We start from the raw sequence: 22,818 nt of genomic DNA, 5'->3' as shown, positions 1-22,818 counted from the left end.
TTTACCCTTGTCCCTCGCCGCCTCCGCCGCCTTCTTCCAGCGTGGGAGTCTCACTAGGTGTTTCCGACGGAATCTCGCTGGGAGTCTCCGACTCGGAAGTGGAAACGTCCTCGCTGGGGGTCTCAGAAGCGGTCTCCGAAGGCGTCTCGCTGGGCGTCTCGGAGGTCTCCTCCTCCGTGGACGGCTCCCAGTTGCTGTTGTCGTCGTCGTCATCTTCGGTGGTGGACTCCACCGCCGTGGACGGCGCCTCTTTGCTGGTCGAGACCGAAGGCGTCGGCGAGACGGGATCCTGGATCTCGGCGTCCGCCTTGTTAATGTAGTTCCACCACATGATCGCGCCGATGATGACCACGATGGCGACGACGGCCGCGGTGATGAGCCAAGGCGTCGCGGAGCCGGCCTTCTCCTCGGTCTGCGCCATCTGGCCGGTGGGCTGTTCGGCGGTGTTGCCGCCGCCGACGCCGGCGCCGATGAGCGCGGTCTGGTCGGAGCCGAAGTACTGGGTCTGCTGGCCGTCGGGCGGGGTCGTGGGCGCGACGGGGATGCCGCCGGTGACGACGCGGCCTTCGCGGGCCGAGCGGGCCATCTCGGCGGCCGAGGTGTAGCGGGCGCGCGGGTCCTTCTGGAGGGCCTGGAGCACGACCTGGGCGACCCCGGCGGGGATGTCGCGGGAGAGCGGCGGCGGGGCCTGGGTCATGTGGCCGTTCATGACCGCGACGGGCGTGTCGGAGACGAACGGCGGGCGGCCCATGAGCATCTCGTAGGCGACGATGCCGAGCGAGTAGAGGTCGCTGGCACCGGTCAGCTCGGCGCCGTTGAGCTGCTCGGGCGAGGCGTACGCGAGCGTTCCCATGACGGTGCCGGTCTCGGTGAGGCCGGAGGCGCCGCGTGCGGCGGAGATGCCGAAGTCGACGATCTTGGCCGCGCCGGTCTCCTCGTCGACGAGGAGGTTGGCGGGCTTGATGTCGCGGTGGATGATGTCGTGCCGGTGGGCGGTCTCGAGGGCGTCGGCGGCGGCCGCGACGATCTGCATCACCTCGGCGGGCGGGAGCGGGCCGCGGTCGCGCAGGATCTCGGCGAGCGAGCGGCCGCGCACGAGTTCCATGATGAGGTAGGAGACTTCGCCGTCGTCGTTCGTCTCTTCGCCGTAGTCGTAGAGCGCGACGATGCCCGGGGACTGGAGGGCCGCGACGGCGCGGGCCTCGAGCTGGAATCGGGTGCGGAACTTGTCGTTACTGGACAGTCCAGCGTGGAGGATCTTGATGGCCACGGCGCGTCCGAGTCGGGTGTCGGTGCCTTTCCAGACCTCGCCCATGCCTCCTGCGGCGATCCGCTCGTCCAATCGATAGCGACCCGCCACCAAGGTCCCGCTCTGCACGTCGAACCCGCTCCTCTTACTCCTGCATCGGCCGGATGTTACATATATCAGCCGTCAGCGGACCGCGGCCGCCGCCTTCACGGACTCCTGCCCGCGGTGTTGGGGTGCGGGCCCCCCGCCCACCCACCCACCGCCGGGCGCCCGGGCCCCCCGGCCCGGGCCGCCACTACGACATCGTAGGGCTAACCGGCAAGCGCCTCGGTACCCGCTTCCTCTTCCGGCGTGAAGTCGATGCCGGCCTCGGCGCGCTGCTCGGCCGTGATGCGGGTGGGAGCCGAGGTCAGCGGGTCCATGCCGCCGCCGGACTTCGGGAACGCGATGACGTCGCGGATCGAGTCGGACTTGGCGAGGATGCCGCAGACGCGGTCCCAGCCGAGGGCGATGCCGCCGTGCGGCGGGGCGCCGTACTTCAGGCCCTCGAGGAGGAACCCGAACTGCTCCTTGGCCTCCTCGTGGGAGAGGCCGAGCACGTCGAAGACGCGGCTCTGGACCTTCGCGTCGTGGATACGGATCGAACCGCCGCCGAGCTCGTTGCCGTTGCAGACGATGTCGTACGCGTAGGTGAGCGCGTTGCCTGGGTCGGTCTCGAACTTGTCGATCCACTCGGGGTTCGGCGAGGTGAAGGGGTGGTGGATCGCGGTCCAGCCGCCGTTCTCGGTGGGCTCGAACATGGGCGCGTCGACGACCCAGCAGAACGCCCAGGCGTCGGGGTCGATGAGGCCCACGCGCTTGCCGACCTCGAGGCGAGCGGCACCGAGCAGCTCCTGGGCCTCGCGGCGGTCGGTGGAAGCGGCGAAGAACACGGCGTCGCCGGCCTTGGCGCCGACGGCGTCCGCGAGCCCGGCCAGGTGCTCCTCGGAGAGGTTCTTGGCGACGGGGCCCTTCGGCTCGCCGGTCTCGGCGTTGAAGGTGATGTACGCGAGGCCCTTGGCGCCGCGCGCCTTGGCCCAGTCCTGCCAGCCGTCGAGCTCCTTGCGGGTCTGCGAGGCGCCGCCGGGCATGACGACCGCGCCGACGTACCCGCCGGCGTCGATCGCGCCGGCGAAGACGCGGAACTCGGTGCCGCGCAGGTAGTCGGTGAGCTCGACGAGCTCCTGGCCGAAGCGCAGGTCGGGCTTGTCCGAGCCGTAGCGGTCCATGGCGTCGTGCCAGGTCATGCGCGGGATCGGCAGCTGGATCTGGTGGTCGGCGAGCTCGGACCAGAGGGCCTGGACGACGCGCTCGCCCAGGTCGATGATGTCGTCCTGGTCGACGAAGGAGGCCTCGATGTCGAGCTGCGTGAACTCGGGCTGGCGGTCGGCGCGGAAGTCCTCGTCGCGGTAGCAGCGGGCGATCTGGAAGTACTTCTCGAAGCCGCCGACCATGAGGAGCTGCTTGAACAGCTGCGGGGACTGCGGGAGGGCGTACCAGGTGCCGGGCTGGAGGCGCACGGGCACGAGGAAGTCGCGGGCGCCCTCGGGGGTCGAGCGGGTCAGCGTCGGGGTCTCGATCTCGACGTAGCCGTCCTCGACGAGGAGGTTGCGGGCGATGTGGTTGGCCTTGGAGCGCAGGCGGATCGCGTTGTTCGGGCCGGTGCGGCGCAGGTCGAGGTAGCGGTGGCGCAGGCGGATGTCCTCGGAGACGTCCACGTGGTCGTCGATCTGGAACGGCAGCGGCGCGGCCTCGGAGAGCACCTCGAGGCTGGTCGCGTTGATCTCGATCTGGCCGGTGGGCAGCTCGGGGTTCTCGTTGCCTTCGGGGCGGCGCGCGACGGTGCCGGTGACGGAGACGCAGTACTCGTTGCGGAGCTTCTGGGCGGCCTCGGCGGCCTCCGAGTCGCGGAAGACGACCTGGACGACGCCCGATGCGTCGCGAAGATCCACGAACTCCACCCCGCCGTGATCGCGGCGACGCGCCACCCATCCGGCGAGGGTGACTTGCTGGTCGACGTCAGCGGCACTCAACGTGCCGGCGAGGTGTGTCCGATACACGGGTTCAAAACTCCTCGAAGGAAACGGTTGGTCGATTGACCGGCGGAGCCGGTTCGCGGGCCGCGGGACTCGCCCGGAACGCCGCGCCGCGACCCGCTTCTCGCGGGCCGGGGCCGAGGACATTCTCTCGAGAACCCGGTGCCAGCAGCAATCGTATAACCGCCCATGCCGCAGCGAGCCGCCCGTGCCGCCCGCCACGGCGGGCGTCACCCGGCTCACGCCGCGGGCATGCCGAGCAACCTCACCACCACGTCGAGGAAGCGGCGGGCGTCGGCGACGATCGCGTCGGCCTCTTCGGGCGTGACGATGTCGGGGATGCCGGCCTGCGCGAGGACCCGTTTGCGGGCGGTACGGGCGAAGTGCGACGCCCACTCCTCCAGTTCCGGGGCCACGCCGCGCAGGAGTTCCCAGGTGCTCGAGGGGCGGCCGGGCCGCCGCCTGCCCGTGGCGTCGCCCGCCCGCACGGCGAGCACGGCCACGGCCACACGGAGGGCGGCCAGATGGGCCTCGGCGTAGCGCTCGCCCGGACGGGTCCGTTCCGCAGCGTCGTCGAGGTCGACCCGGGCGGTGGCGAGGAGCTGGAGCGGGGAGCGGTTGGGGAGCTGATCGGCGGGGATGCGCAGGCGGGAGTTCTGCACGGTGCCCGCTTGCACCAATCGGGGGCCGCTCGCGCCGCGGGTTCCCACGGGCGAGGCGGATCGGGTGACGGCGGGTCGAGAAGCTGCCATGACGTGGGCCTCCTAAACCTGGTTCGAACTTGCGTTCGAGAAATATGGAACCACAGGGGTCCGACATTTCCAACCCCCATCGTCGCCCGAAATCAGCGAATCGCTACGGAGTGTCGCCCATCCGACAGCACTGTCATTGCCCGGCAACAGAAAAGGGCCGTGAACCTATCGGTTCACGGCCCCTCGTCCTCACCTGAGGCACACCGGGTGTTCGAAAGAACGCGGGCGCCTGCGCTGGGTCGCCCGCGTCCGGCGGGCTACTCGGTGATCTCGTCGATCATGCGGAGGTGGCCGCGCGCCTCGTCGGCGCGGCCGAGCCGCTGCAGGGTGCGGCCGAGGAGCCGGCGGGCGTAGAAGTCCGCCGGGTTGGCCTCGACCATCTTCTCGGACAGCGCGAGGGCCTTGTTGAGCTGCGCCGACTTAAAGTAGGCGCGCGCAGCCGTGAGCATGACGTCCGGGTGGTCCGGGTGGTCGCGCAGCAGCGGCGCGAGGAACTGCAGGGCCCCGAGCGGGTCCTTGAGGGCGAGCATCTCCTCAGCGTCGCGCAGTCGCCGAGTCTCCTCGGGGACCTGGCGCGGCCTCGATTCGGAGTCGATGAAGGCGGCGATCTGGTCGTCGGTGATGTCGTCGTAGCGCATGGAGTCCATAACGCGACTGCTCCACGGAACATTCCCGGCGCGCCATTCGCCACATTCCCGGCTCTGCCCTTCAAAACGGACGCCGCAGGCCCCCCGATGACAAGGGTGACACCGGGGTGCGACAACCGGGTCCGTCGTCGCGGGGCTCACTCGTTTCGCGGGGCCCGGCCCGGTCGCTCCGAAGCTCAGTCGTTCAGCGGATCAGTCGTTCCGAAGCGCCGTCGAGACCACGATCACCAGCTGCAGCAGCCCCAAGGCCGCCAAGAGCATCCAAGCCGTGACCGCGATCGTGATCGCGCCGCCGATCCACTGCTCGACTGCGCCTTCTCCAAGAGCCCCGCCGCCCGCGACGGCGATCACGCCCGCCGCGCCGAAGCCGAGGGCGACCACGAGTTCGCGGACCGACCGCTCCCCCATCGTGATCATGCCCAGCTCGCGCAGGCCCACCTGCCGGGCCCGGTTGCGGGTGAGCACGTACATCCAGCACAGCGCGCCGGTGACCGTCACGCTCCAGCCGGGCGCGCCGAGGAACCACAGCGCAATGAGCCAGGCCCCCTCGGAGAGGCGCGCGGCCAGCGGCTCGAACACCAGGACCCGCCGGGACAGGCTCGTCGAGCGCGCCGCCAGCAGCGCGTACGACGCGTCGGCCAGCGCGGTGACCGCTATGAGCGGCAGGGAGACCAGGATGATCGGCCCGCCGAGGAGGACGCAGACTGGGATGAGGAGGCTGGCGACGAGGCCGACGCCGACTACGGCGCCGGGCTGAAACCGGGTGGAGAGGATGACCCGGCCTACAAGGGAGTCGGCGGGCACTCGGGTGCGCATGGATGTTGTTGTAGCAGACGGCATCAACCGCGCATTCGCAGCATCGAACATAGAAGAGGACTCTACGTGTCCGAGCGGTGACCGCAATCCCTCAATCGGGTAGCCGACAGTCCGTTCGCCGTTACGGGCGGAGGTTCTGCCAGACGCGGCGGGTGGAGCGGGAGTGGTTCAAGGTGGTGAAGTGCAGCCCGGGGGCGCCTTCGGCGAGGAGCCGGGAGCCCATGTCGGTCGCGACCTCGACGCCGATGTCGCGGATGGCGTCGCGGTCGTCCTCGACGGCCCGGAGGCGTTCGGCGAGCGCTTCGGGGAACGTCATGCCGGTGAGCACGGCGAACCGCTCGATCTGCTTGATGTTGGTGACGGGCATGATGCCCGGCACGATCGGGATGTCGCAGCCGGAGGCGGCGACGGCGTCGCGCAGGCGCAGGTAGTCCTCGACGTCGTAGAAGATCTGGGTGATCGCGAAGTCGGCGCCGGAGCGGCACTTCTCGACGAAGAAGCGCACGCCGGCGTCCCAGTCGGCGTCGCGCGGGTGGCCTTCGGGGAAGGCGGCGACGCCGACGCTGAAATCGCCGGACTCTTTGATGAGTTCGACGAGTTCACGGGCGTGGAGGACGCCTTCGGGGTGCTGGACCCAGTCGGCGCGCGGGTCGCCCGGCGGGTCGCCGCGCACGGCGAGGATGTTGCGGACGCCGACGTTGGCGAAGTGGCCGATGAGGTTGCGCAGCTCGGCGATGGAGTGGTTCACGGCCGTGCAGTGGGCCATGGTCAGCAGGGTCGTCTCGGCGTTGATCCGCTCGGTGGTCTCCACGGTCTTCTGCCTGGTGGAGCCGCCCGCGCCGTAGGTGACGGAGACGTAGTCGGCGCCCAGGCCCTCGAGGGCGCGGATGGTGCGCCAGAGGACGCCGTCGGCCTGCTCGTCGCGGGGCGGGAACATCTCGAAGGAGAACTTGGGCATGCCCGAGCGCAGCAGATCACCGATCTTGGCGGTCTTCTGCGGCATCACGCTGGGCACTCCGAGAGTCATGCCTGCAAATGTAACGGCCCGGGTACACGTGTTCTGACCTGCACTGGCGACCACCCAATAGTTGGGATGGAACGGCAGGAGCCTAGGGTTCGACCCGTGGAGCTCAACGACCGCATCGACGCCGCCCTGACCGTGTTCCTTGACCGGCAGGCCGCCGTGATCTGCGGGATCGACCCCAGCCTGGCGGCGTACGCGGACGCGGTGCGCGATTTCGTGCTGCGGGGCGGCAAGCGCCTGCGCCCGGCGTTCGCGTACTGGGGCGCGCGCGGCGCGGGGCTGGCGGACTCTCCAGAGCTCGTCGCATGTGTGGCCTCGCTGGAGCTGCTGCAGGCCTCGGCGCTCATGCACGACGACCTCATCGACGGTTCGGATACGCGCCGCGGGATGCCCTCGATCCACAAGCGGTTCGCGGCGCTGCACGCCGAGGAGGGCTGGTCGGGCCGGCCCGGCGGGTTCGGGGCGGCGGCGGCGATCCTCCTCGGGGATCTGTGCCTGGCGTGGTCGGACGAGCTGTTCTGCTCGGCGGGGATGCCGTTCGCGGCGGTCGCGGCCGCGCGGCGGGATTTCGACCTGATGCGGACCGAGGTGAGCGCCGGGCAGTACCTGGACGTGCTCTCGGAAGTGCGCCGTGACGTCTCGGAGGCGACGGCGGCCAAAGTGGCGCGGTACAAGTCCGCGAAGTACACGATCGAGCGGCCGATGCTCATCGGCGCGTCGCTCGCGGGCGCCCCGGACCGGATCCGGGAGCACTACTCGGCGATCGGGCTGCCGCTGGGCGAGGCGTTCCAGTTGCGCGACGACGTGCTCGGGGTGTTCGGGGACCCGGCGCAGACGGGCAAGCCGGCCGGGGACGACCTGCGGGAGGGCAAGCACACGTTCCTCATCGCGCGGGCCTCGGCGGCGGCGGACGCGGCGCAGCGGGCGGCCCTGGACGCGGGACTGGGCGACCCGGACCTGGACGAGACCGGGGTGCAGCGGCTGCGGGCGGTCCTGATGGACACGGGCGCGCTGGCGGACACGGAGGAGCGGATCGGGGTGCTGGCGGCGGAGGCCGAAGCGGCGCTTGAGGATTCGCGCGCGGACGTGGACCCGGCGGCGCTGCAGGTGTTCGCGGGGCTGCTGGTCAAGGCCGTGAAGCGCGACTTCTGAGCATCATCCACATTGAACCTATGCACACGGGCGCCTTTCGTTCACCCGAAAGGACTGAATGACACCCGCACGGGTGACCCAACGGTTACCACTCGTGTCCTCACTCGTTGATTCGAGTGAAGAACACGAAATGGACGGTGGGACACAATGGGACTCTTCGGCGCCATCGGGCGCGAGACCAAGGGCGCGTTCCGTTCTCTCGGTTACGATCTGCGCCAGTCGCGGCGCTTCCGGCGGGCCGGCGCGATCGCGGTGGTGGCGGTCGCGGGAGGCATGATCGCGACCGGGGCGCTCCTGCGCGAGCCCGTGCCGGGCCTCCCCGGTCTGGGCGAGGACGGCGCGGACATCACCGAGGGCTGGTTCGGCCTGGGCGCGGACACGACCGGGCAGGACGCGGAGTCCTCCGAAGAGGAGGCCTCGCAGTCGCCTTCGGCCGCAGGCGAAGCCGCCGAGCCGGAGGCCGCGACCGCTTCCGCGACCCCCGAGGCGCGCGGCAAGAGCATCGGCGACCCGCCCGGGCTCGTGCCGGTCGGCGAGCACACCTCGGACCCGGTCGAGGAGGACGGCGAGCAGTCGCCGACCCCCACGCAGGAGCCCACCGAGGAGCCGACCGAAGAGCCGACCACGGACGCGCCGACCGAGACCCCCACCGAGGAGCCGACCACCGATGCCCCGACGTCGCAGGAGCCGACGCCGAGCGCTTCGGTGACCACGAGCGACGGCCCGACCGACGAGCTGACGACGGGGTCCTCCGCGGAGCAGGCCCCGCGCGGCTCCACCGCGCCGATTCCTCGCAAGGCCCGCATCGGCTGAGCCGTGCTTGCGGTACTAAGTCGATTTCGCCTCGGCCAGTTCGGCTCTGATGGCGGCGATGTTGCGCTTGACGGCGGCCACGTCGGGCCCGTCCTCCTCCGGTTCGCCGCGCCGCTGGTCGCGGGCGACGAGGGTCGCCAGGTTCACCAGCTCCCGGTGCAGCTGCCCGAGCAGGTGCGCGGCCTCCTTGCCCCACTGCTTGTGCGCGTGCTGCCGGGCCTTGCGCCTGCTACGCAGCGAGCGCATGTCCGTGAGGTCGTCGGTGGTGATGATCCCTTCGTCCTGATCGGACATGGTGGTCACGAACCAGTGCCATTCGGCGCGGGCCGCGAAGTGGTAGAGGATGAAGAACAGCGCGAGGATGATCAGGCCTTTCCCGTAGCTGAGCGGGATCCCCAGCGCGGGCGGCAGACTCGAGGGCACCGGCAGGTTCCACAGCCCGTGCATCCCCAGGGCCAGCGCGTACAGCCCGATCGCGACCCCGAGGCGGGTGCTGAGGCGCCGCCGGGTCTGGGTCACGAAGAACGCGATGCCGAGGCCGGCCGCGCCGGTGTAGAGCGGGTGCGACCAGGGCCCGGCGACGAGCACGCGCGTGAACGTGACCGTGAGCGCCCCGGTGAGGTCGGAGTTGGGGTTCATGACCGCGTACTTGATGGCGTACGTGAGGTTCTCGACCACTTGGAAGCCGAGGCCGACCAGCGCTCCGTAGATGAGGCCGTCGATGGAGCGGTCGAAGTGCTCGCGGACGATGAGGACGAGCATGACCACCCCCATCGCCTTGAGCCATTCCTCGTTGAGCGGACCGGCGATCGGCGGTCCCCAGATGCGGGCCCATTGGGCGTCGCCGAACTCGGCGAGGACGACGAGCGCGGCGTCGTTGGCGAACATGGCGAAGGGGACGGCGGCGAGCCCGCCCCAGCACATGGCGGCGGCCCGCACGGTCGGCGGTTCGCGTTCGAAGAGGTCGAGGCGGGCGAGGATGTCGAGGAAGAAGAACGCGACGACGGCGTTCACGCCGATGGAGGCCCACAGGGCGGTCGCGATGTCGCCGTAGTCCGGCGAGAGGACGCGGCCGAGTTCGAGCAGGCCGTAGACGAGGCAGGCGACGAAGAGCCAGTAGGCGGGGCGCCGGATGCGGACGAACGCACCCTGGCTCTCGACGACGACGCGCTCGGTCTTGACGTTCACTTGCCCTCCAGCTTGAACGTGTCGATGAACGGGTCGGGGTCCACGGTCTTGCTGCCCGGGTCGTCGCCGGGGGCGATGAGGATGAGGATCGCGGCGGCGCCGCCGTCCTCGCCGACCACGGTGATCGATCCGGCGGTGTCGAGGCCGACGATGTCGGCGCGGTAGCCGGAGAGCTTCGCGGTCTCGTTGCGGTAGGGCACGACGTTGTTGAAGACCGAGTTGTTGTCGGCGGTCGCGGCCTGGGCGCGACGGCGAAGCAGGTTGTCGAGGCTCTCGACGCGGGTGTCGACCTCGACGGCGGCGGTGAGGCCGCCGTGGCGGAAGTTCTGGCGCTGGTCGGCCATGTGGATGCCCGGGGAGGTCCAGCCCTCGCCGGGGAGCTTGAACTCGAGGGCGGCGCCGCTCATCGGGTAGGACTGGAGGTAGAGGGTCTCGCCGGGGTCCTGTGCTTCGACGGAGTCGCCGAGGGCGCGTTCGATGCCGATCCAGAACACGAGCGGCAGTGCGATGGCGAGGGCGGCGACGACGGCCTGCCAGAGGCGGCCGCGTTCGATGCCGAAACGGTTCAAGTGGATGGTGGCGTCGCCCAAAGGTCCCCTCCCCGAGCCTTGACACGCGTGGATATCAAGGTACGGGAAGGGGACCGGGATTGGTCCCGAATTCCGGTGACCGGGGCGCGAACACCCCTGTCGCGGAAGGGGGCTCAGGCGGCCGGCCTCTCAGGAGACGGGGCTAGGCGACCCTGGTGGTCCAGCCGTGGGTGTCCTCGGCGCGGCCGTGCTGGAGGTCGAGGATGGCCTGGCGGAGCTGCATGGTGAACTTGCCGGCCTCGCCGCCGTTGATCTTGAACTCGCCGTTGCGGCTCTTGACGGTGCCGACCGGGGTGATCACGGCGGCGGTGCCGCACGCGAAGGCCTCGGAGAGGACCCCGGAGTCGGCCTCGTCGCGCCAGCGGTCGATCGAGTATCTCGTCTCGCGCACCTCCCAGCCGGCCTCGGCGGCGAGGGTGAGGATCGCGTCGCGGGTGATGCCGGGCAGGATCGTGCCGAGCTTCGGGGTGTGCACGACCCGGTCGTTCTCGTTGACGAAGAACAGGTTCATGCCGCCGAGCTCGTCGACGTACTTGTACTCCACGGCGTCGAGGAAGACCACCTGGTCGCAGCCGTGCTCGATGGCCTCGGACTGCGGGAGGAGGCTCGCGGCGTAGTTGCCGCCGCATTTGGCCGCGCCGGTGCCGCCGGGCCCGGCCCGGTTGTACTCCTCGGAGACCCACAGGTTGAGCGGCTTGGGGCCGTTCTTGAAGTAGGCGGCCGCCGGGGAGGCGATGACCAGGTACGTGAACTCCTTGGCGGGGCGCACGCCGAGGAACGCCTCGGAGGCGAACATGTACGGGCGCAGGTAGAGGCTGGACTCCTCCTGGCTCGGGACCCAGTCGCCGTCCACAGCGAGGAGCTCGCGGATCGACGCGAGGAACCACTCCTCGGGCAGGTGCGGCATGGCCATGCGGTCGGCGGAGAGGTTGAGCCGGCGGGCGTTGGCCTCGGCGCGGAACAGGCCGATGCCGCCGTCGGGGTACCGGTAGGCCTTGAGGCCCTCGAAGATCTCCTGGGCGTAGTGGAGGACCGCGGCGGCCGGGGAGAGCTGCAGGGGCCCGTAGGGCTTGACGGTGGCGCTGTGCCAGCCGCGCCCCTCGGTCCAGGTCATCTGGAACATGTGGTCGGTGAAGACCGTGCCGAACACCGGGTTGGCGATGAGGCGGTCGCGCTCCGCGGCCGGGGTCGGGTTCGGGTGCGGCTCATGCCGCAGGTCGGGAAGACCTTCGCTGGTCATGGATCTGTCCTTCAATACAAAGTGGGTGTGCGGCTGTACTTGGTCCTGATGCCTAACTTACCGCTCGTTCAGGTGGTCGGGCGGCGCGTGGCCCGGTCGGGTTCCGACACGGAAAAACGCCCGGCGAGGCGCTCCTGTCGGAGCGCGGGCCCGCCGGGCGTCGTAGCTGCTTGGGTGTTAGCTGAGCTGTCCGGCGACGTCGGCGGCTACTCGGTCGCCTACCTCGCCGGTGCGGATCTTGGTGCCGGCGTCGCGTCCGGCGAGTTCGCGCTCGACCGCCACGTTCACCGCGGCGGCGGCGTCGTTGCGGCCCAGGTGCTCGAGCAGGAGCGCGGTGGAGGAGATCGCGGCGACGGGGTCGGCGATGCCCTGGCCGGCGATGTCGGGCGCCGAGCCGTGCACGGGCTCGAACGTCGACGGGTGCGTGTGGTCCGGGTTGATCGAGCCGGTCGCGGCCAGGCCGATGCCGCCGGTCACCGCGGCGGCGATGTCGGTGAGGATGTCGCCGAACAGGTTGTCCGTGACGATCACGTCGAAGGTGTGCGGACGGTTCACGAGGAACATCGCCGCGGCGTCCACGTGCTGGTACTCGGTGGTGATGTCCGGGTACTCGGCGGCGACCTCGTCGAAGGTGCGCTTCCAGAGCCCGCCGGCGTGCACGAGCACGTTGGTCTTGTGGACCAGCGTGAGGTGGCCGCGGCGGCGCTTGGCGCGCTCGAAGGCGTCGCGGATGACCCGCTCGGTGCCGTAGCGCGTGTTCAGGGACTCCTCGGTCGCGATCTCCGCGGCCGATCCGGTGTGGAGGTTGCCGCCGGCGCCGGTGTACAGGCCCTCGGTGCCCTCGCGGACGACCACGAAGTCGATGTCGCCGGGCTTGACGTCGGCGAGCGGCGTGGGCGCGCCCGGGTAGAGGCGGCTGGGGCGCAGGTTCACGTACTGGTCGAACTCGAAGCGGAGCTTCAGGAGCAGGCCGCGCTCGAGGACGCCCGGCGGGACCGACGGGTCGCCGATGGCGCCCAGGAGGATCGCGTCGTGCTCGTCCAGTTCGGACAGCACGGTGTCGGGAAGGACCTCACCGGTGCGGTTGTACAAGCGGGCGCCCAGGTCGTACTCGGTCGACTCGTAGCCGGGAAGGGCCACGGCGAGCACCTTCTGCGCCTCGGCGATGACCTCTTGCCCGATCCCGTCGCCCGGGATGACCGCGATCCTGCTCATGCTGCCTCTCTGGTTTCGTCCTCAGTCGCTGACGCGAACTGGTGCGCCGCTTCCGGTCTGGGACCGGCCCGTTCCCTCTCGCGGGAACGCGGAATGCGGGCGAGTGCGTTCACCTTAACGCACCCGTCCCGCATTCCGACGAACGACTCTCAGCAGGTGGAACCAGGCCGGTGAACACCGCCGAAGCGGCACACCGGGCACGGCTCAGTCCTGCAGGGTCACCGACTTGACGCCGCTCGCGCCGACCGACTCCTTGATGCGGCCAAGCAGCTCCGAGGGCACCGGCGCGTCGAGCGCCATCGCCATCACGGCCTCGCCGCCGGCGGCCTTGCGGGCCACCTGCATCGCGGCGATGTTGATGCCGAGGTCGCCGAGCGCGCCGCCGATGAGGCCGACGACGCCGGGGCGGTCGGTGTAGCGCAGGAACAGCAGCGAGCCGTCCAGGTCGATGTCGAGCTCGAACCCGTCGATCTCGGTCAGGCGCAGGCCGCCGTGCGGGCCGGGGCTGATCGTGCCCGAGACCGTGAGGCTCCGGCCGTCGACCAGCGCACCGCGCAGCGTCAGCAGCGTCTGGTACTCCGGGGACTCCTTCGTGGCGAAGAGGCCGACCTCGACGCCGCGCTGGTCGGCCACGAGCGGCGCGTTCACGTAGGTGACCGAGTCGGCCACGTCCACGAACAGGCCCTTGGTGGCCGCGAGCTGGAGGACCGTCACGTCGTGGTCGACGACGTCGCCGCGGACCTCGACCGTGAGCGACTGGACGGGCGCGCCGGTCAGCGCGTTGAACGTGCGACCCAGGCGCTCGGCGAGCGGCAGCAGCGGGCGGACGTCCTCGTGGACGACACCCCCGGCCTGCACGTTCGCGGCGTCCGGTACGAACTCGCCGGAGAGGGCGAGGCGGACGCTCTTGGCGACGGCGAGGCCGGCGTTGTCCTGCGCCTCGCGGGTGGAGGCGCCCAGGTGCGGCGCGGCGACGACGTTGTCGAGCGCGAACAGCGGCGAGTCGGTGCACGGCTCCTTGACGAACACGTCGAGGCCGGCGGCGGCCACACGGCCGTCCTGCAGGGCGGCCGCGAGCGCTTCCTCGTCGATCAGGCCGCCGCGCGCGGCGTTGATGATCCGCACACCCGGCTTGACCTTGTTGAACGCGTCCTCGCCGAGGATCCCGACGGTCTCGGGGGTCTTCGGCAGGTGGATCGTGATGAAGTCCGCGGCCGCGAGCAGCGTGTCGAGGTCGACCAGCTTGACGCCGAGCTTCGCGGCGAGCGCGGGCTGGGCGTACGGGTCGTACGCGACGACCTCCATGTCGAAGGCCTGCATGCGGGTGGTGACGAGCTGCCCGATCTTGCCGAAGCCGATCACGCCGAGGGTCTTGCCCTGGATCTCGACACCCGTGAACTTCTTGCGGTCCCAGCGCCCGGCGCGCAGCGAGGCGTCGGCGCGGGCGATGTGGCGGGCGCTGGCGAGCAGCAGCGTGATGGCCTGCTCGGCGGCGGAGACGATGTTGGAGGTCGGCGCGTTGACGACCATGACGCCGCGCTCGGTGGCGGCGGGCAGGTCGACGTTGTCGAGCCCGACGCCGGCGCGGGCGATGACCTTGAGCTTCGGCGCGTGCTCGAGCGCGGCCGCGTTGATGGTGGTGGCGGAGCGGACGATCACGGCATCGGCCTCGACCAGCGCGGCGTGGAGGGACTCCACGTTCGTACCGTCGATCTCCCGGACGTCGAAGTCGCCGGAGAGCACTTCGACCGCGGCGGGCGCGAGCTGGTCGGCAATGACCACGACGGGTTTCGGTTCGGTCATGGATACCTCGCAAAGGTAAGGAGAGACGGAGGACCGGGCGCGGCGCTGCGTCGTCGCGGCCAATCGTATGTCGAACGCGTTAACGGTTCCTTACCGACCTGCCGCGTTCCGGATGATGGAACAAGTCGACCCCGCCCCCGGCGCCCGCCGCGTCCGTGGGAGCGAGGGCCCCTCGGCTTCCCGCCCAGGCGCTATTCGAAGTGGGCGTCCTCGTCGAGGAGCTCGGCCGTGTCGCTCTCCGCCTCGGCCAGGACCTGCTTCACCACCGGGATCGCGATGCCCGAGCCGTACCCCTTGCGGGCGAGCATGCCCACGAGCTTGCGGAGCACGGCGTCGTCGGTCTGGCCCGCGAGGGACCGGTAGCGGCGGCGCGCCAGTTCCAGCGCGGCCGCGCGCTCGTCGTCGTCGCTGACCTGCTCCACCGCGGCGTCAACGAAGTCGGGATCGACGCCCTTGCGGCGCAGCTCCCCCGCGAGGCTCCGCTTCGAGAGGCCGCGGCTGCGGTGGCGGGACTCGACCCAGGCGCGGGCGAACACCGCGTCGTCGATGAGGCCGACTTCGGCGTACCGCTGCAGGATCTCGGTGACGATCTCCTCCTCGAAGCCCTTGCGGCGCATCGAGTCTCCGAGTTCCGTGCGCGTGCGGGGCCGGCCCGACAGCAGTTGGAGACAGTACTGCCGGGCCGCCTCGGGATCGTTCGGCTTAGAAGTCGACCGGGGGTTCTTCAATCTCGTCCTCGATCGGGGCGTCGGCCGCGGCGGCGTCGACGCCGAGCTTCTCCTTGATCTTCTTCTCGATCTCCAGCGCCAGGTCCGGGTTCTCCTTGAGGTTGGTCCGGGCCTTCTCCTTGCCCTGGCCGAGCTGGTCGCCCTCGTACGTGTACCAGGCGCCCGACTTCTTCACGATGCCGTGCTCGACGCCCATGTCGATGAGCGAGCCCTCCTTGGACACGCCGTGCCCGTAGAGGATGTCGAACTCGGCCTGGCGGAACGGCGAGCCGACCTTGTTCTTGACGACCTTGACGCGGGTCCGGTTGCCGACGGCCTCGCCGCCGTCCTTCAGCGTCTCGATCCGGCGGATGTCCAGACGCACCGAGGCGTAGAACTTGAGCGCTTTACCACCGGCGGTGGTCTCGGGCGAGCCGAACATGACGCCGATCTTCTCGCGCAGCTGGTTGATGAAGATCATCGTGGTGCCCGTGGTGTTCAGGCCACCGGTGATCTTGCGCAGCGCCTGGCTCATGAGCCGGGCCTGGAGGCCCACGTGCGAGTCGCCCATCTCGCCCTCGATCTCGGCGCGCGGCACGAGCGCGGCCACCGAGTCGATGACGATGAGGTCGACCGCACCGGAGCGGACCAGCATGTCCGCGATCTCCAGGGCCTGCTCGCCGGTGTCCGGCTGGCTGACGAGGAGGTCGTCGACGTTGACGCCGAGCTTCTCGGCGTAGATCGGGTCGAGCGCGTGCTCGGCGTCGATCATCGCCGCGACACCGCCCTCGGCCTGCACGTTCGCCATGGCGTGCAAGGCGATCGTGGTCTTACCGCTGGACTCCGGACCGTAGATCTCGATGATGCGGCCCTGCGGCAGGCCGCCGACGCCGAGCGCCACGTCGAGCGCGATCGAGCCGGTCGAGATGGTCTTGACGTTCTGCTTCGGCTTCTCGCCCAGTCGCATGACCGAGCCCTTACCGAACTGCTTGTCAATCTGAGCCAAGGCGAGATCGAGCGCCTTCGACTTGTCCTGAGCGGAGTTCATCCCGCCTCCCCTGGTTCCTGTCTGCTTAGCCATAGCGAACACGGTAGCCGCCCCCACCGACAACCTAGGACAACGGCTTGTTCGAACGGGGCACATCTCGCAGAGATGAAGGAAGCACGCCCCGCGGAGATGACGGAAGTACGCCCCGCGGAGATGAAGGAAGTACGCCTCACAGAGATGAAGGAAGCACGCCCCGAAGGGACGAAAGAAGCGCCCTCGCAGCGATGAGCGAATCGCGGCTCTCAGAGATAAGCAGGGCTCGGGTCGCGACGGGAGCCGGGAGGCTTCCGTCAGCGCACCAAACGCGACGGGATCCGCTCCGGCCAGGCGCGGCAGACGGCCATCCACACGGCCTTCGCGTTCTCGCCCTCGGCGAGCGCCTGGTCGATGGTGCGGCCGCCGAGCTGGCCGAGCGTGAGGTCAGCGGCGACCGACCGCGCGTACGCGGCACCGAAGGTCTCGTTCATCCGGTCCCAGAAATCGCTCAGCTTCATGCGCCGCTTCCCCGCTTCCCGCACCTTCCGGTGCGCCGTTCCTGCCGTTCCACTCGGACAACGGTAGGCGACACTGTGGGCCGGGGCCAAGCCCAGGTGGCAAGATTGCCGGGTGCCTCGTGTCAGCCAAGAACACCTCGACTCCCGCCGTCAGCAGATCCTCGACGGCGCCCGCTCGTGCTTCGCCAAGTTCGGATACGAGGGCGCGACGGTGCGGCGGCTGGAGGAGGCGACGGGGCTCTCCCGCGGGGCGATCTTCCACCACTTCCGGGACAAGGACGCGCTGTTCCTCGCCGTCGCCTCCGTGGACGCGGCGGAGATGGCCGCGACGGTGGCCGATCGCGGCCTGGTCGGCGTCATGCAGGACCTGACGACCGGCTCGAACAAGCCCGAGACCGCGGGTTGGCTTGGGACGCAATTGGAAGTGGCCCGGCGGCTGCGCACGGACCCGGAGTTCGCCGAGGCCTGGGGCCGGCGGCGCGAGGCGATCGCGGAGGCGAGCCGGGAGCGGTTGGAGCACCAGCGCGAGATCGGGGTGCTGCGCACCGACGTGGACATCGAGGTCCTGGCCGGGTTCCTGCAGCTCATGTACGACGGCCTGGTGCGCTACCTCGCGACGGGCCGCGACGACCTCGACATCACGCGCATCTTGAAGCTCGTGGAAGAGGCCGTGCGCCGCCACTGAGCCGCCGCCGCGTGTACCGAATGGGACGCCGACGGCGAGGGCGGGCATTGTGCCCGTCTTTCCGGCGTTTGTCACTGCGTCATTGCGACGCAAATCGGCACAGTATTCCTGACCGTCAGACATATACATGCGCCACTGCGTATTGGTAAAATCACTGATTAGTTGAAAAATCAACCAAGTCGCCTCGGGCTCCCCCGCCCGCAGACGGCGGTCGACCCCGGCCGCACCCCGGCGCCCTCACAAGCCGGTCGCGACACCGCAATTCCCTATGGGAGGGCAAATATGATCACCCGACTCCAACCATTCGGGCTCCTCATCGGACGCGTCGTCCTCGGCATCGTCTTCATCGCGCACGGCTGGCAGAAGTTCAACGAGAACGGCATGGACGCCACCGCACAAGGCTTCGAGGGCTTGGGCATCCCGGCACCCACGCTGTCGGCGTACTTCACCGTCGGCGCCGAGCTCATCGGCGGCTCCCTGCTCATTCTGGGAGCGCTCCTACCGCTCGCCGGGCTCTGGCTGGCCGTCGTCATGCTCGGCGCGATGTTCTACGTGCACCTCGACGGCGGCTTCTACTCCATGAACGGCGGGTACGAGTACGTGCTCATGCTCGCCGCCGCCTCGATCGCCATCGGCTTCTCCGGCGGTGGCGCGCTGGCGGTGGACTCGCTGTGGCTCAACAAGGTCGGCGACAAGAAGAAGGACGACGAGCCCTTGCGGGCCGAGAGCCTGGCCTAGCCTGGATGCCGATCGAACACGGAGCCTCCGAGCGGTGCCGCTCGGAGGCTCCGTCCGTTCAGGCCAGGCCGAGGAACCGCCGCACGCGGGCGCGGATGCCCGCGGCGTCGAGTCCGTGCAGCCGCTCGTGCTCGGCCGCGGTGCCGTAGCGGCGCAGCTCCTCACGGCCCACTCCGATCGAGAGCAGCCGGTGCGGCCGGTCCTCGTACGCCTGCGAGACCAGCCACGCCGAGGTGCCTTCGAGATACGGCTCGACCATGACGATCGCGTCGCCGGTGTCGGCCGCCAGCTCGCGCAGGCCGACCGTGTCGAGCGGGCGCGGCGTGTTCGTGTACGCCACGGTCACATCGAGATCGGCCGTCGCTTCGAGGACGTTGTCGAGCAGCGGGCCGACCACGACGACCGTGGCGTCGTTGCCCTCCCGCAGCACCAGCAGCGAATCGTCCGGCACCGCATGCGGGTTCTCGTTGTGGCGCAAAGACAGTCGCATGTAGACGCCTTCGTCGGCGGCCACCGCGCGGTCCAGCAGCGGCGGCACCTCGGCGGCGTGGCCGGGCACGAACACGCGCCAGCCCGGAACGGTGTCGAACAGCGCCACGTCGCGCGGGCTGAAGTGCGTGAAGCTGCCCTCGGCCCAGTCGTACGACGCGCCCACGCTCACCAGCACGCCGCTCGTGCCCTGGTGCTCGAAGTCGAGCTTCACCTGCTCGAACGCCCGCTCCACCAGGAACGGCGCGTACGAGTGGGCGATCGGCCGCAGCCCGGCGAGCGCCAGTCCTCCGGCCGTGCCGACGAGCAGCTGCTCGCGGATGCCCACATTGATCACGCGGTCCGGGTGGTCCTTGCGGGCCTCCTCGAACAGGTCGTCCGAGATGTCGGCGAGGACGACGGCCACGCGCGGGTCGGTGTGCACGAGGTCGGTCAGGTGCGAGGCCCAGGCGTCGCGCATCGTCAAGGGCTGCAGGTCATCGGTCAGGGGATCCGCGCGGAACGCCATCGGTCTTCTCCTTTACGGGCGGTGGACGGCGACCGTCACGTGCGGCCGGTCGGGGTGGGCGGTGGCGTAGGAGCGGTACAGGGCTTCGTGGTCGTCGGCGTCGACGGTGGCGGCGCTCCATCCGTTGACCTCGAAGCGGGAGGCGATGCCGCCGCGCCAGCCGTGGGAGGCCGAGTCGTTGTCCGCGACGATCACGTTCAGGTTCGGGAGGCCGATCGCGCCGGCGTAGGCGATCGCCTCGTGGTTGGAGCCCTCGTCGAGTTCGGCGTCGCCGACGAGCACGAAGACACGCGAGTCGAAGCCCTTGGCGCGCAGGCCGTGTGCGAGCCCGACGCCGAGCGGGAGGCCGTGGCCGAGCGATCCGGCGGACATCTCGACGCCCGGGACGAGGGTCGCGTCGGGGTGGGAGCCGAGCGGCGATTCGAGCGAGGCGACGTCGTCGAGCCAGTCGGGCGGGAAGAACCCCTTGGCGGCGAGCACGGCGTAGAAGGCGCTGGGGCCGTGGCCTTTCGACAGGAGGAACCGGTCGCGGGCCGGGTCGTCGGGGCGGTGCGGGTCGACGCGGAGCACGCGGTCGTAGAGGACCCAGATCGCGTCGAGCGTGTAGGTCTTGACGATCGGGTAGCGCACGTCGGTCACGGTGCGCTGAGCGAGTTCTCGGACCTGTTCGAAGGTGACGTTCACGGAGGAGATCATGTAACTTCAAGTCGACTTGAAGTAAAGACCGAAGTGAGCAGGGCCACATGACCTCGCATGATCCGGCGGCGATGCTGACCATCGGCGACTTCGCCGCCCGCGCCGGCGTCGCCGCCTCAGCGCTGCGCTACTACGAGACGCTGGGGTTGATCAGCTCCGTGCGCACCGGCGGCAACCAGCGCCGCTACCGCCGCGCCGAACTGCGCCGCGTCGCGTTCATCCGGGCGGCGCGGTCGATCGGCCTGTCCCTCGACGAGATCAAGGCCTCGCTGGACCGGCTGCCGGACGGGCGCATCCCCGACCGCGCCGACTGGCAGCGGCTCTCGACCGAGTGGAGCGCGCGGATCGAGGAGCGTATCGCGCACCTGCGGAACCTCCAGGAGGAGCTGGACGGGTGCATCGGCTGCGGCTGCCTCTCGATCAGCCGGTGCGCGATCTACAACCTGTCGGACGAGCTCGGCGAGGAGGGCGCTGGGCCGCGACTCGGGTTCAGGACGCCGTGATGTGGTCCTGGCACTCGGTCAGGCCCCCAACGGAGTTCAGGTCGGCGGGGTCGACGATGAGCCAGACGAACGGGAGGTAGCCGGCGCCTTCGGGGACCTCGACCTGGATCATCAGGTCCGAGGCGGCCTTGCCCGGGTGGTAGTCGTGGAAGCCCTCGGCCTCCTCGCCACGAGGGGTGATCTCCTCTGCGATCTCATAGCAGCTGAGCTCGTAGACGCTCCCGACGGCGGCGGTGCCGATGGTGCTGCCGGGGTCGGTGTAGGTGCCACGGATGCCCGGTTCGCCGCCCTGGTCCTGGCAGTACTGGCGCGACTGCGGGCAATCCCAGTACACCTCGCCGCTGACCGGTGTGGTGTCGAACGTCGTGACCTTCCCGTCCTCGAAGGCCTGCTCCTTGTAGACCCAGAGTTCGTAGGTGTCGGAGGCCCAGAGGCCCACCAGGGTGAACTGGTCGCATGGGACTGCGATGCCGTACTCGGCGGTGTCGGTGCCCCGGATGTCGACCAGGCAGTCGCCGAGATCGGCTGCCGCGTCGGTGGCCACGGTGACCGAACCGGCCGCGGATTCGACGTCGACGATTTCGACTGCGGCCCAATCGGACACGAGATCGCCTTCGTAGAGGTCGCTGGGAGTCGGCGCGGGATCGGAGGCGGTTTCGCTCGTATCCGGGTCCTCGAGGCCGGTGCCGCCGCCTTCGTCGTCGTCGCCGCGGTTGATGAGTTCGGAGAGGAGCAGGCCGAGGACGAGGGCCACGATCAGTCCGAAGACGACAAGAGTGAACGGCCGGGGCGAGCGCTTGACCGGTTGGGGCGGCGGAGGCGGCAGGACGCCGGTGAGCGGCGCGGCCTGCGGGAACGGGACGGGCTCGGGAACAGCGGCCCCGGCCGCGGGCGTGTGCGGCGGGGTGGAAAGCGGTGGAGTGGAAAGCGATGCGGCGGCGGGGGTGAACGGCGGGACGGCCGGAGGCGTCTCGGGCGGGCTCGGCCGCGGAGCCGCCGGGGCGATCACCGCTCCTTCGCTGACGACCAGTTCGGGCTGCTCGATGAGCGTCGGAGCGACGCCGAGTTCTTGATGGATCATGGTGGCGGCCAACGGCATCCGGCTCGCACCGCCCACCATGAAGAGCCCCGCGAGCTCCTCGGGGGCGAGCCCGGCCTCGCGGATGACGGCCCTGGTGATCTCGACGGCCTGGGCCATGAGCGGGCGGGCGAGGAGTTCGAGTTCGGCGCGGGTGAGCAGTTCCTCGACGGCGAAACCGGGCACCGCGATCTCGGTGCTCGCGTGGCGTGACAGGCGCTCTTTCGCCTCGCGCACTTCGTCATAGAGGACGAAGCGCTGGCGCAGCGTCTCGGCCCCGGCATCGGGGTCGAGGAGCGCGGCCCACTGCGCCGCGCGTTCCTCGGAGCCGGCGAAGCGGCCGCCGAGGTAGTCCACGAGGGCCTGGTCGAGGTAGTGGCCGCCGATGCGGTCCGAGCCGTCCACGGCGAGCACTTCGTAGCCGGTGTCCGTGCGCGCCACGGCACTCGCGTCGAAGGTGCCTGCGCCGAGGTCGAAGACGACGAGGGTCTGGCCGGGCGCGAGGCCGTGGCCGAGCACCTCCGCGAAGTAGCGGGCGGCCGCGACCGGTTCGGGCAGGAGGACGGGGTCGGCGGCACCCGCGCTGGCGGCCGCGTCGCTGATGATGTGGCGGCGGGCCGGACCCCAGCCGGCCGGAACGGTCACGGTGACCGAGCGGGGCACACCTGCTGCGGTGCCGCAGTCGGCGATGACCCGGCGCAGCACGGCCGCGACCGCGTCGCGGGTGGGGACGTCCTTGTCGCCCAGGAGGATCGAGGAGGCGTCGAGGCGCAGCTTCGGGTTGCGCTCGTAGCGCTCGGGACGGCGCCGGCCCTCGCGGGCGGCGTCGCGTCCCACCAAGATTGATGCCTCGTAGTCGATATATATCCCAGAAGGCAGGAGAGGAGTGCCTTCGAAGAGGAGCTGGTGGCGGCGGCCGTCGTCGCGGAGGACGGTCGCGACGGTGTGATGGGTGCCGAAGTCGATGCCGAGCGCGGCTGCCGTGCGGGGGGCGGAGTCCATGCCGTGCTTTCTACGAGGGGCGGATCGGGACCGCATCAGCGTACTCGGACCCCGCGATGAGCGCATCGGACGCTTTCGGCGGCAAGGCCATCGGCGAGGCCGCACGCCGAAGCGGTCGCCATCGGGGCGCACTCGTGCCACGAGACCGGCGTCTCGGTCGACCTGTCCCTGCTCGGCGTCGTCCTTGGAAATGCGGCGTCTTGGAAATGCGCCGTCTTTGGAAATGCGAAGCGGGGGGGGGGGGCGGGGGGGGGGCGGGGCGGGGCGGGGGGGGGGGCGGGCGGGGGGGGGGGGTGGGATGGACGG

22 protein-coding genes and 1 pseudogene are annotated in these 22,818 nt (G+C 70.1%); 5 read left to right on the top strand and 18 right to left on the bottom strand.

The window, feature by feature from the left end; all coding sequences use genetic code 11:
* Position 1: 1 nt before the first annotated feature.
* The 6 genes from O2L01_RS10205 to metF form a co-directional block, all read right to left on the bottom strand.
* Complete coding sequence (locus O2L01_RS10205) at positions 2 to 1,378, bottom strand: serine/threonine-protein kinase (RefSeq protein WP_270121816.1); 1,377 nt, start codon at positions 1,376 to 1,378, stop codon at positions 2 to 4.
* A 182-nt stretch (positions 1,379 to 1,560) separates the two neighbouring features.
* Positions 1,561 to 3,348, bottom strand: coding sequence for an aspartate--tRNA ligase (aspS, locus tag O2L01_RS10200; RefSeq protein WP_270121815.1), 1,788 nt, complete (start codon positions 3,346 to 3,348; stop codon positions 1,561 to 1,563).
* Positions 3,349 to 3,563: 215 nt separating this feature from the next.
* Positions 3,564 to 4,076: an SAV_6107 family HEPN domain-containing protein gene (locus O2L01_RS10195; RefSeq protein WP_270121814.1), complete on the bottom strand. Its 513-nt coding sequence runs from the start codon at positions 4,074 to 4,076 to the stop codon at positions 3,564 to 3,566.
* Positions 4,077 to 4,333: 257 nt separating this feature from the next.
* Complete coding sequence (locus tag O2L01_RS10190; RefSeq protein WP_270121813.1) at positions 4,334 to 4,723, bottom strand: tetratricopeptide repeat protein; 390 nt, start codon at positions 4,721 to 4,723, stop codon at positions 4,334 to 4,336.
* A 192-nt stretch (positions 4,724 to 4,915) separates the two neighbouring features.
* Positions 4,916 to 5,539, bottom strand: a complete 624-nt coding sequence (locus O2L01_RS10185) for a hypothetical protein (protein ID WP_270121812.1) — start codon at positions 5,537 to 5,539, stop codon at positions 4,916 to 4,918.
* A 121-nt stretch (positions 5,540 to 5,660) separates the two neighbouring features.
* A complete protein-coding gene (metF, locus tag O2L01_RS10180) occupies positions 5,661 to 6,566 on the bottom strand; it encodes a methylenetetrahydrofolate reductase [NAD(P)H] (protein WP_270121811.1) in 906 nt (301 codons plus the stop codon).
* A 66-nt stretch (positions 6,567 to 6,632) separates the two neighbouring features.
* On the opposite strand from metF, the gene O2L01_RS10175 reads away from it, so the two are divergent.
* On the top strand, positions 6,633 to 7,715 hold the full coding sequence (locus tag O2L01_RS10175) for a polyprenyl synthetase family protein (protein ID WP_344469038.1): 1,083 nt from the start codon (positions 6,633 to 6,635) through the stop codon (positions 7,713 to 7,715).
* Positions 7,716 to 7,862: 147 nt separating this feature from the next.
* Positions 7,863 to 8,528 (top strand): hypothetical protein, encoded by a 666-nt coding sequence (locus O2L01_RS10170; protein WP_270121809.1) that lies wholly within the window; start codon positions 7,863 to 7,865, stop codon positions 8,526 to 8,528.
* Between the two features lie 15 nt (positions 8,529 to 8,543).
* On the opposite strand, the gene O2L01_RS10165 is transcribed toward O2L01_RS10170, so the two are convergent.
* The 9 genes and pseudogenes from O2L01_RS10165 to O2L01_RS10130 form a co-directional block, all read right to left on the bottom strand.
* A complete protein-coding gene (locus tag O2L01_RS10165; RefSeq protein WP_270121808.1) occupies positions 8,544 to 9,716 on the bottom strand; it encodes a PrsW family intramembrane metalloprotease in 1,173 nt (390 codons plus the stop codon).
* On the bottom strand, positions 9,713 to 10,306 hold the full coding sequence (locus O2L01_RS10160) for a hypothetical protein (protein WP_270121807.1): 594 nt from the start codon (positions 10,304 to 10,306) through the stop codon (positions 9,713 to 9,715). The genes O2L01_RS10165 and O2L01_RS10160 overlap by 4 nt, the downstream gene beginning before the upstream one ends.
* 142 nt (positions 10,307 to 10,448) lie before the next feature.
* Positions 10,449 to 11,546: a branched-chain amino acid aminotransferase gene (locus O2L01_RS10155; protein WP_270121806.1), complete on the bottom strand. Its 1,098-nt coding sequence runs from the start codon at positions 11,544 to 11,546 to the stop codon at positions 10,449 to 10,451.
* Between the two features lie 177 nt (positions 11,547 to 11,723).
* Entirely contained in the window at positions 11,724 to 12,761 is a 1,038-nt protein-coding gene (locus O2L01_RS10150) for a 3-isopropylmalate dehydrogenase (RefSeq protein WP_270121805.1), read from the bottom strand.
* Between the two features lie 204 nt (positions 12,762 to 12,965).
* The gene (serA, locus tag O2L01_RS10145) at positions 12,966 to 14,564 is read right to left on the bottom strand and encodes a phosphoglycerate dehydrogenase (RefSeq protein WP_270121804.1); all 1,599 of its coding nucleotides are present in this window, start codon (positions 14,562 to 14,564) and stop codon (positions 12,966 to 12,968) included.
* Between the two features lie 191 nt (positions 14,565 to 14,755).
* Positions 14,756 to 15,181 carry a regulatory protein RecX gene (locus tag O2L01_RS10140; RefSeq protein ID WP_270121803.1) on the bottom strand — a complete coding sequence of 142 codons (426 nt, stop codon included), beginning with the start codon at positions 15,179 to 15,181 and terminating at the stop codon, positions 14,756 to 14,758.
* 3 nt (positions 15,182 to 15,184) lie between these two features.
* A pseudogene (locus tag O2L01_RS25645) lies at positions 15,185 to 15,292 on the bottom strand (recombination regulator RecX); the annotation flags it as partial.
* Positions 15,267 to 16,319 (bottom strand): recombinase RecA, encoded by a 1,053-nt coding sequence (recA, locus tag O2L01_RS10135; protein WP_205325792.1) that lies wholly within the window; start codon positions 16,317 to 16,319, stop codon positions 15,267 to 15,269. The gene recA and the pseudogene O2L01_RS25645, both read right to left, overlap by 26 nt.
* A 290-nt stretch (positions 16,320 to 16,609) precedes the next feature.
* On the bottom strand, positions 16,610 to 16,813 hold the full coding sequence (locus tag O2L01_RS10130) for a DUF3046 domain-containing protein (RefSeq protein ID WP_270121802.1): 204 nt from the start codon (positions 16,811 to 16,813) through the stop codon (positions 16,610 to 16,612).
* 112 nt (positions 16,814 to 16,925) lie between these two features.
* Here O2L01_RS10130 and O2L01_RS10125 point away from each other — a divergent pair, with 112 nt between their 5' ends.
* Positions 16,926 to 17,498, top strand: coding sequence for a TetR/AcrR family transcriptional regulator (locus O2L01_RS10125; protein WP_270121801.1), 573 nt, complete (start codon positions 16,926 to 16,928; stop codon positions 17,496 to 17,498).
* 282 nt (positions 17,499 to 17,780) lie between these two features.
* Complete coding sequence (locus O2L01_RS10120; RefSeq protein WP_270121800.1) at positions 17,781 to 18,236, top strand: DoxX family protein; 456 nt, start codon at positions 17,781 to 17,783, stop codon at positions 18,234 to 18,236.
* Between the two features lie 58 nt (positions 18,237 to 18,294).
* On the opposite strand, the gene O2L01_RS10115 is transcribed toward O2L01_RS10120, so the two are convergent.
* Both O2L01_RS10115 and O2L01_RS10110 read right to left on the bottom strand, forming a co-directional pair.
* Positions 18,295 to 19,185, bottom strand: coding sequence for a transketolase family protein (locus tag O2L01_RS10115; RefSeq protein ID WP_344469104.1), 891 nt, complete (start codon positions 19,183 to 19,185; stop codon positions 18,295 to 18,297).
* A gap of 60 nt (positions 19,186 to 19,245) precedes the next feature.
* Positions 19,246 to 19,917 (bottom strand): transketolase, encoded by a 672-nt coding sequence (locus tag O2L01_RS10110; RefSeq protein WP_270121798.1) that lies wholly within the window; start codon positions 19,915 to 19,917, stop codon positions 19,246 to 19,248.
* Between the two features lie 59 nt (positions 19,918 to 19,976).
* Here O2L01_RS10110 and soxR point away from each other — a divergent pair, with 59 nt between their 5' ends.
* On the top strand, positions 19,977 to 20,432 hold the full coding sequence (gene soxR, locus O2L01_RS10105; protein ID WP_270121797.1) for a redox-sensitive transcriptional activator SoxR: 456 nt from the start codon (positions 19,977 to 19,979) through the stop codon (positions 20,430 to 20,432).
* Here the strand turns inward: soxR and O2L01_RS10100 are convergent.
* Positions 20,419 to 22,512, bottom strand: a complete 2,094-nt coding sequence (locus O2L01_RS10100) for an Hsp70 family protein (protein ID WP_270121796.1) — start codon at positions 22,510 to 22,512, stop codon at positions 20,419 to 20,421. The genes soxR and O2L01_RS10100 overlap by 14 nt on opposite strands.
* Positions 22,513 to 22,818: the final 306 nt, after the last annotated feature.

The sequence above is a fragment of the Glycomyces lechevalierae genome (assembly GCF_027622945.1).
Lineage (GTDB): Bacteria > Actinomycetota > Actinomycetes > Mycobacteriales > Micromonosporaceae > Glycomyces > Glycomyces rutgersensis.
Note: the sequence above shows the minus strand (reverse complement) of the source record. Positions and strands in the feature narration are given on the sequence as shown.

Bases quoted from the DNA above. Each gene is read 5' to 3' on its own strand.
- O2L01_RS10195 (WP_270121814.1), bottom strand. From the start codon at position 4,076: ATGGCAGCTTCTCGACCCGCCGTCACCCGATCCGCCTCGCCCGTGGGA.
- O2L01_RS10190 (WP_270121813.1), bottom strand. From the start codon at position 4,723: ATGGACTCCATGCGCTACGACGACATCACCGACGACCAGATCGCCGCC.
- O2L01_RS10185 (WP_270121812.1), bottom strand. From the start codon at position 5,539: ATGCGCACCCGAGTGCCCGCCGACTCCCTTGTAGGCCGGGTCATCCTC.
- metF (WP_270121811.1), bottom strand. From the start codon at position 6,566: ATGACTCTCGGAGTGCCCAGCGTGATGCCGCAGAAGACCGCCAAGATC.
- O2L01_RS10175 (WP_344469038.1), top strand. From the start codon at position 6,633: ATGGAACGGCAGGAGCCTAGGGTTCGACCCGTGGAGCTCAACGACCGC.
- O2L01_RS10170 (WP_270121809.1), top strand. From the start codon at position 7,863: ATGGGACTCTTCGGCGCCATCGGGCGCGAGACCAAGGGCGCGTTCCGT.
- O2L01_RS10155 (WP_270121806.1), bottom strand. From the start codon at position 11,546: ATGACCAGCGAAGGTCTTCCCGACCTGCGGCATGAGCCGCACCCGAAC.
- O2L01_RS10150 (WP_270121805.1), bottom strand. From the start codon at position 12,761: ATGAGCAGGATCGCGGTCATCCCGGGCGACGGGATCGGGCAAGAGGTC.
- serA (WP_270121804.1), bottom strand. From the start codon at position 14,564: ATGACCGAACCGAAACCCGTCGTGGTCATTGCCGACCAGCTCGCGCCC.
- O2L01_RS10140 (WP_270121803.1), bottom strand. From the start codon at position 15,181: ATGCGCCGCAAGGGCTTCGAGGAGGAGATCGTCACCGAGATCCTGCAG.
- recA (WP_205325792.1), bottom strand. From the start codon at position 16,319: ATGAACTCCGCTCAGGACAAGTCGAAGGCGCTCGATCTCGCCTTGGCT.
- O2L01_RS10130 (WP_270121802.1), bottom strand. From the start codon at position 16,813: ATGAAGCTGAGCGATTTCTGGGACCGGATGAACGAGACCTTCGGTGCC.
- O2L01_RS10120 (WP_270121800.1), top strand. From the start codon at position 17,781: ATGATCACCCGACTCCAACCATTCGGGCTCCTCATCGGACGCGTCGTC.
- O2L01_RS10115 (WP_344469104.1), bottom strand. From the start codon at position 19,185: ATGCGCGACGCCTGGGCCTCGCACCTGACCGACCTCGTGCACACCGAC.
- soxR (WP_270121797.1), top strand. From the start codon at position 19,977: ATGACCTCGCATGATCCGGCGGCGATGCTGACCATCGGCGACTTCGCC.
- O2L01_RS10100 (WP_270121796.1), bottom strand. From the start codon at position 22,512: ATGGACTCCGCCCCCCGCACGGCAGCCGCGCTCGGCATCGACTTCGGC.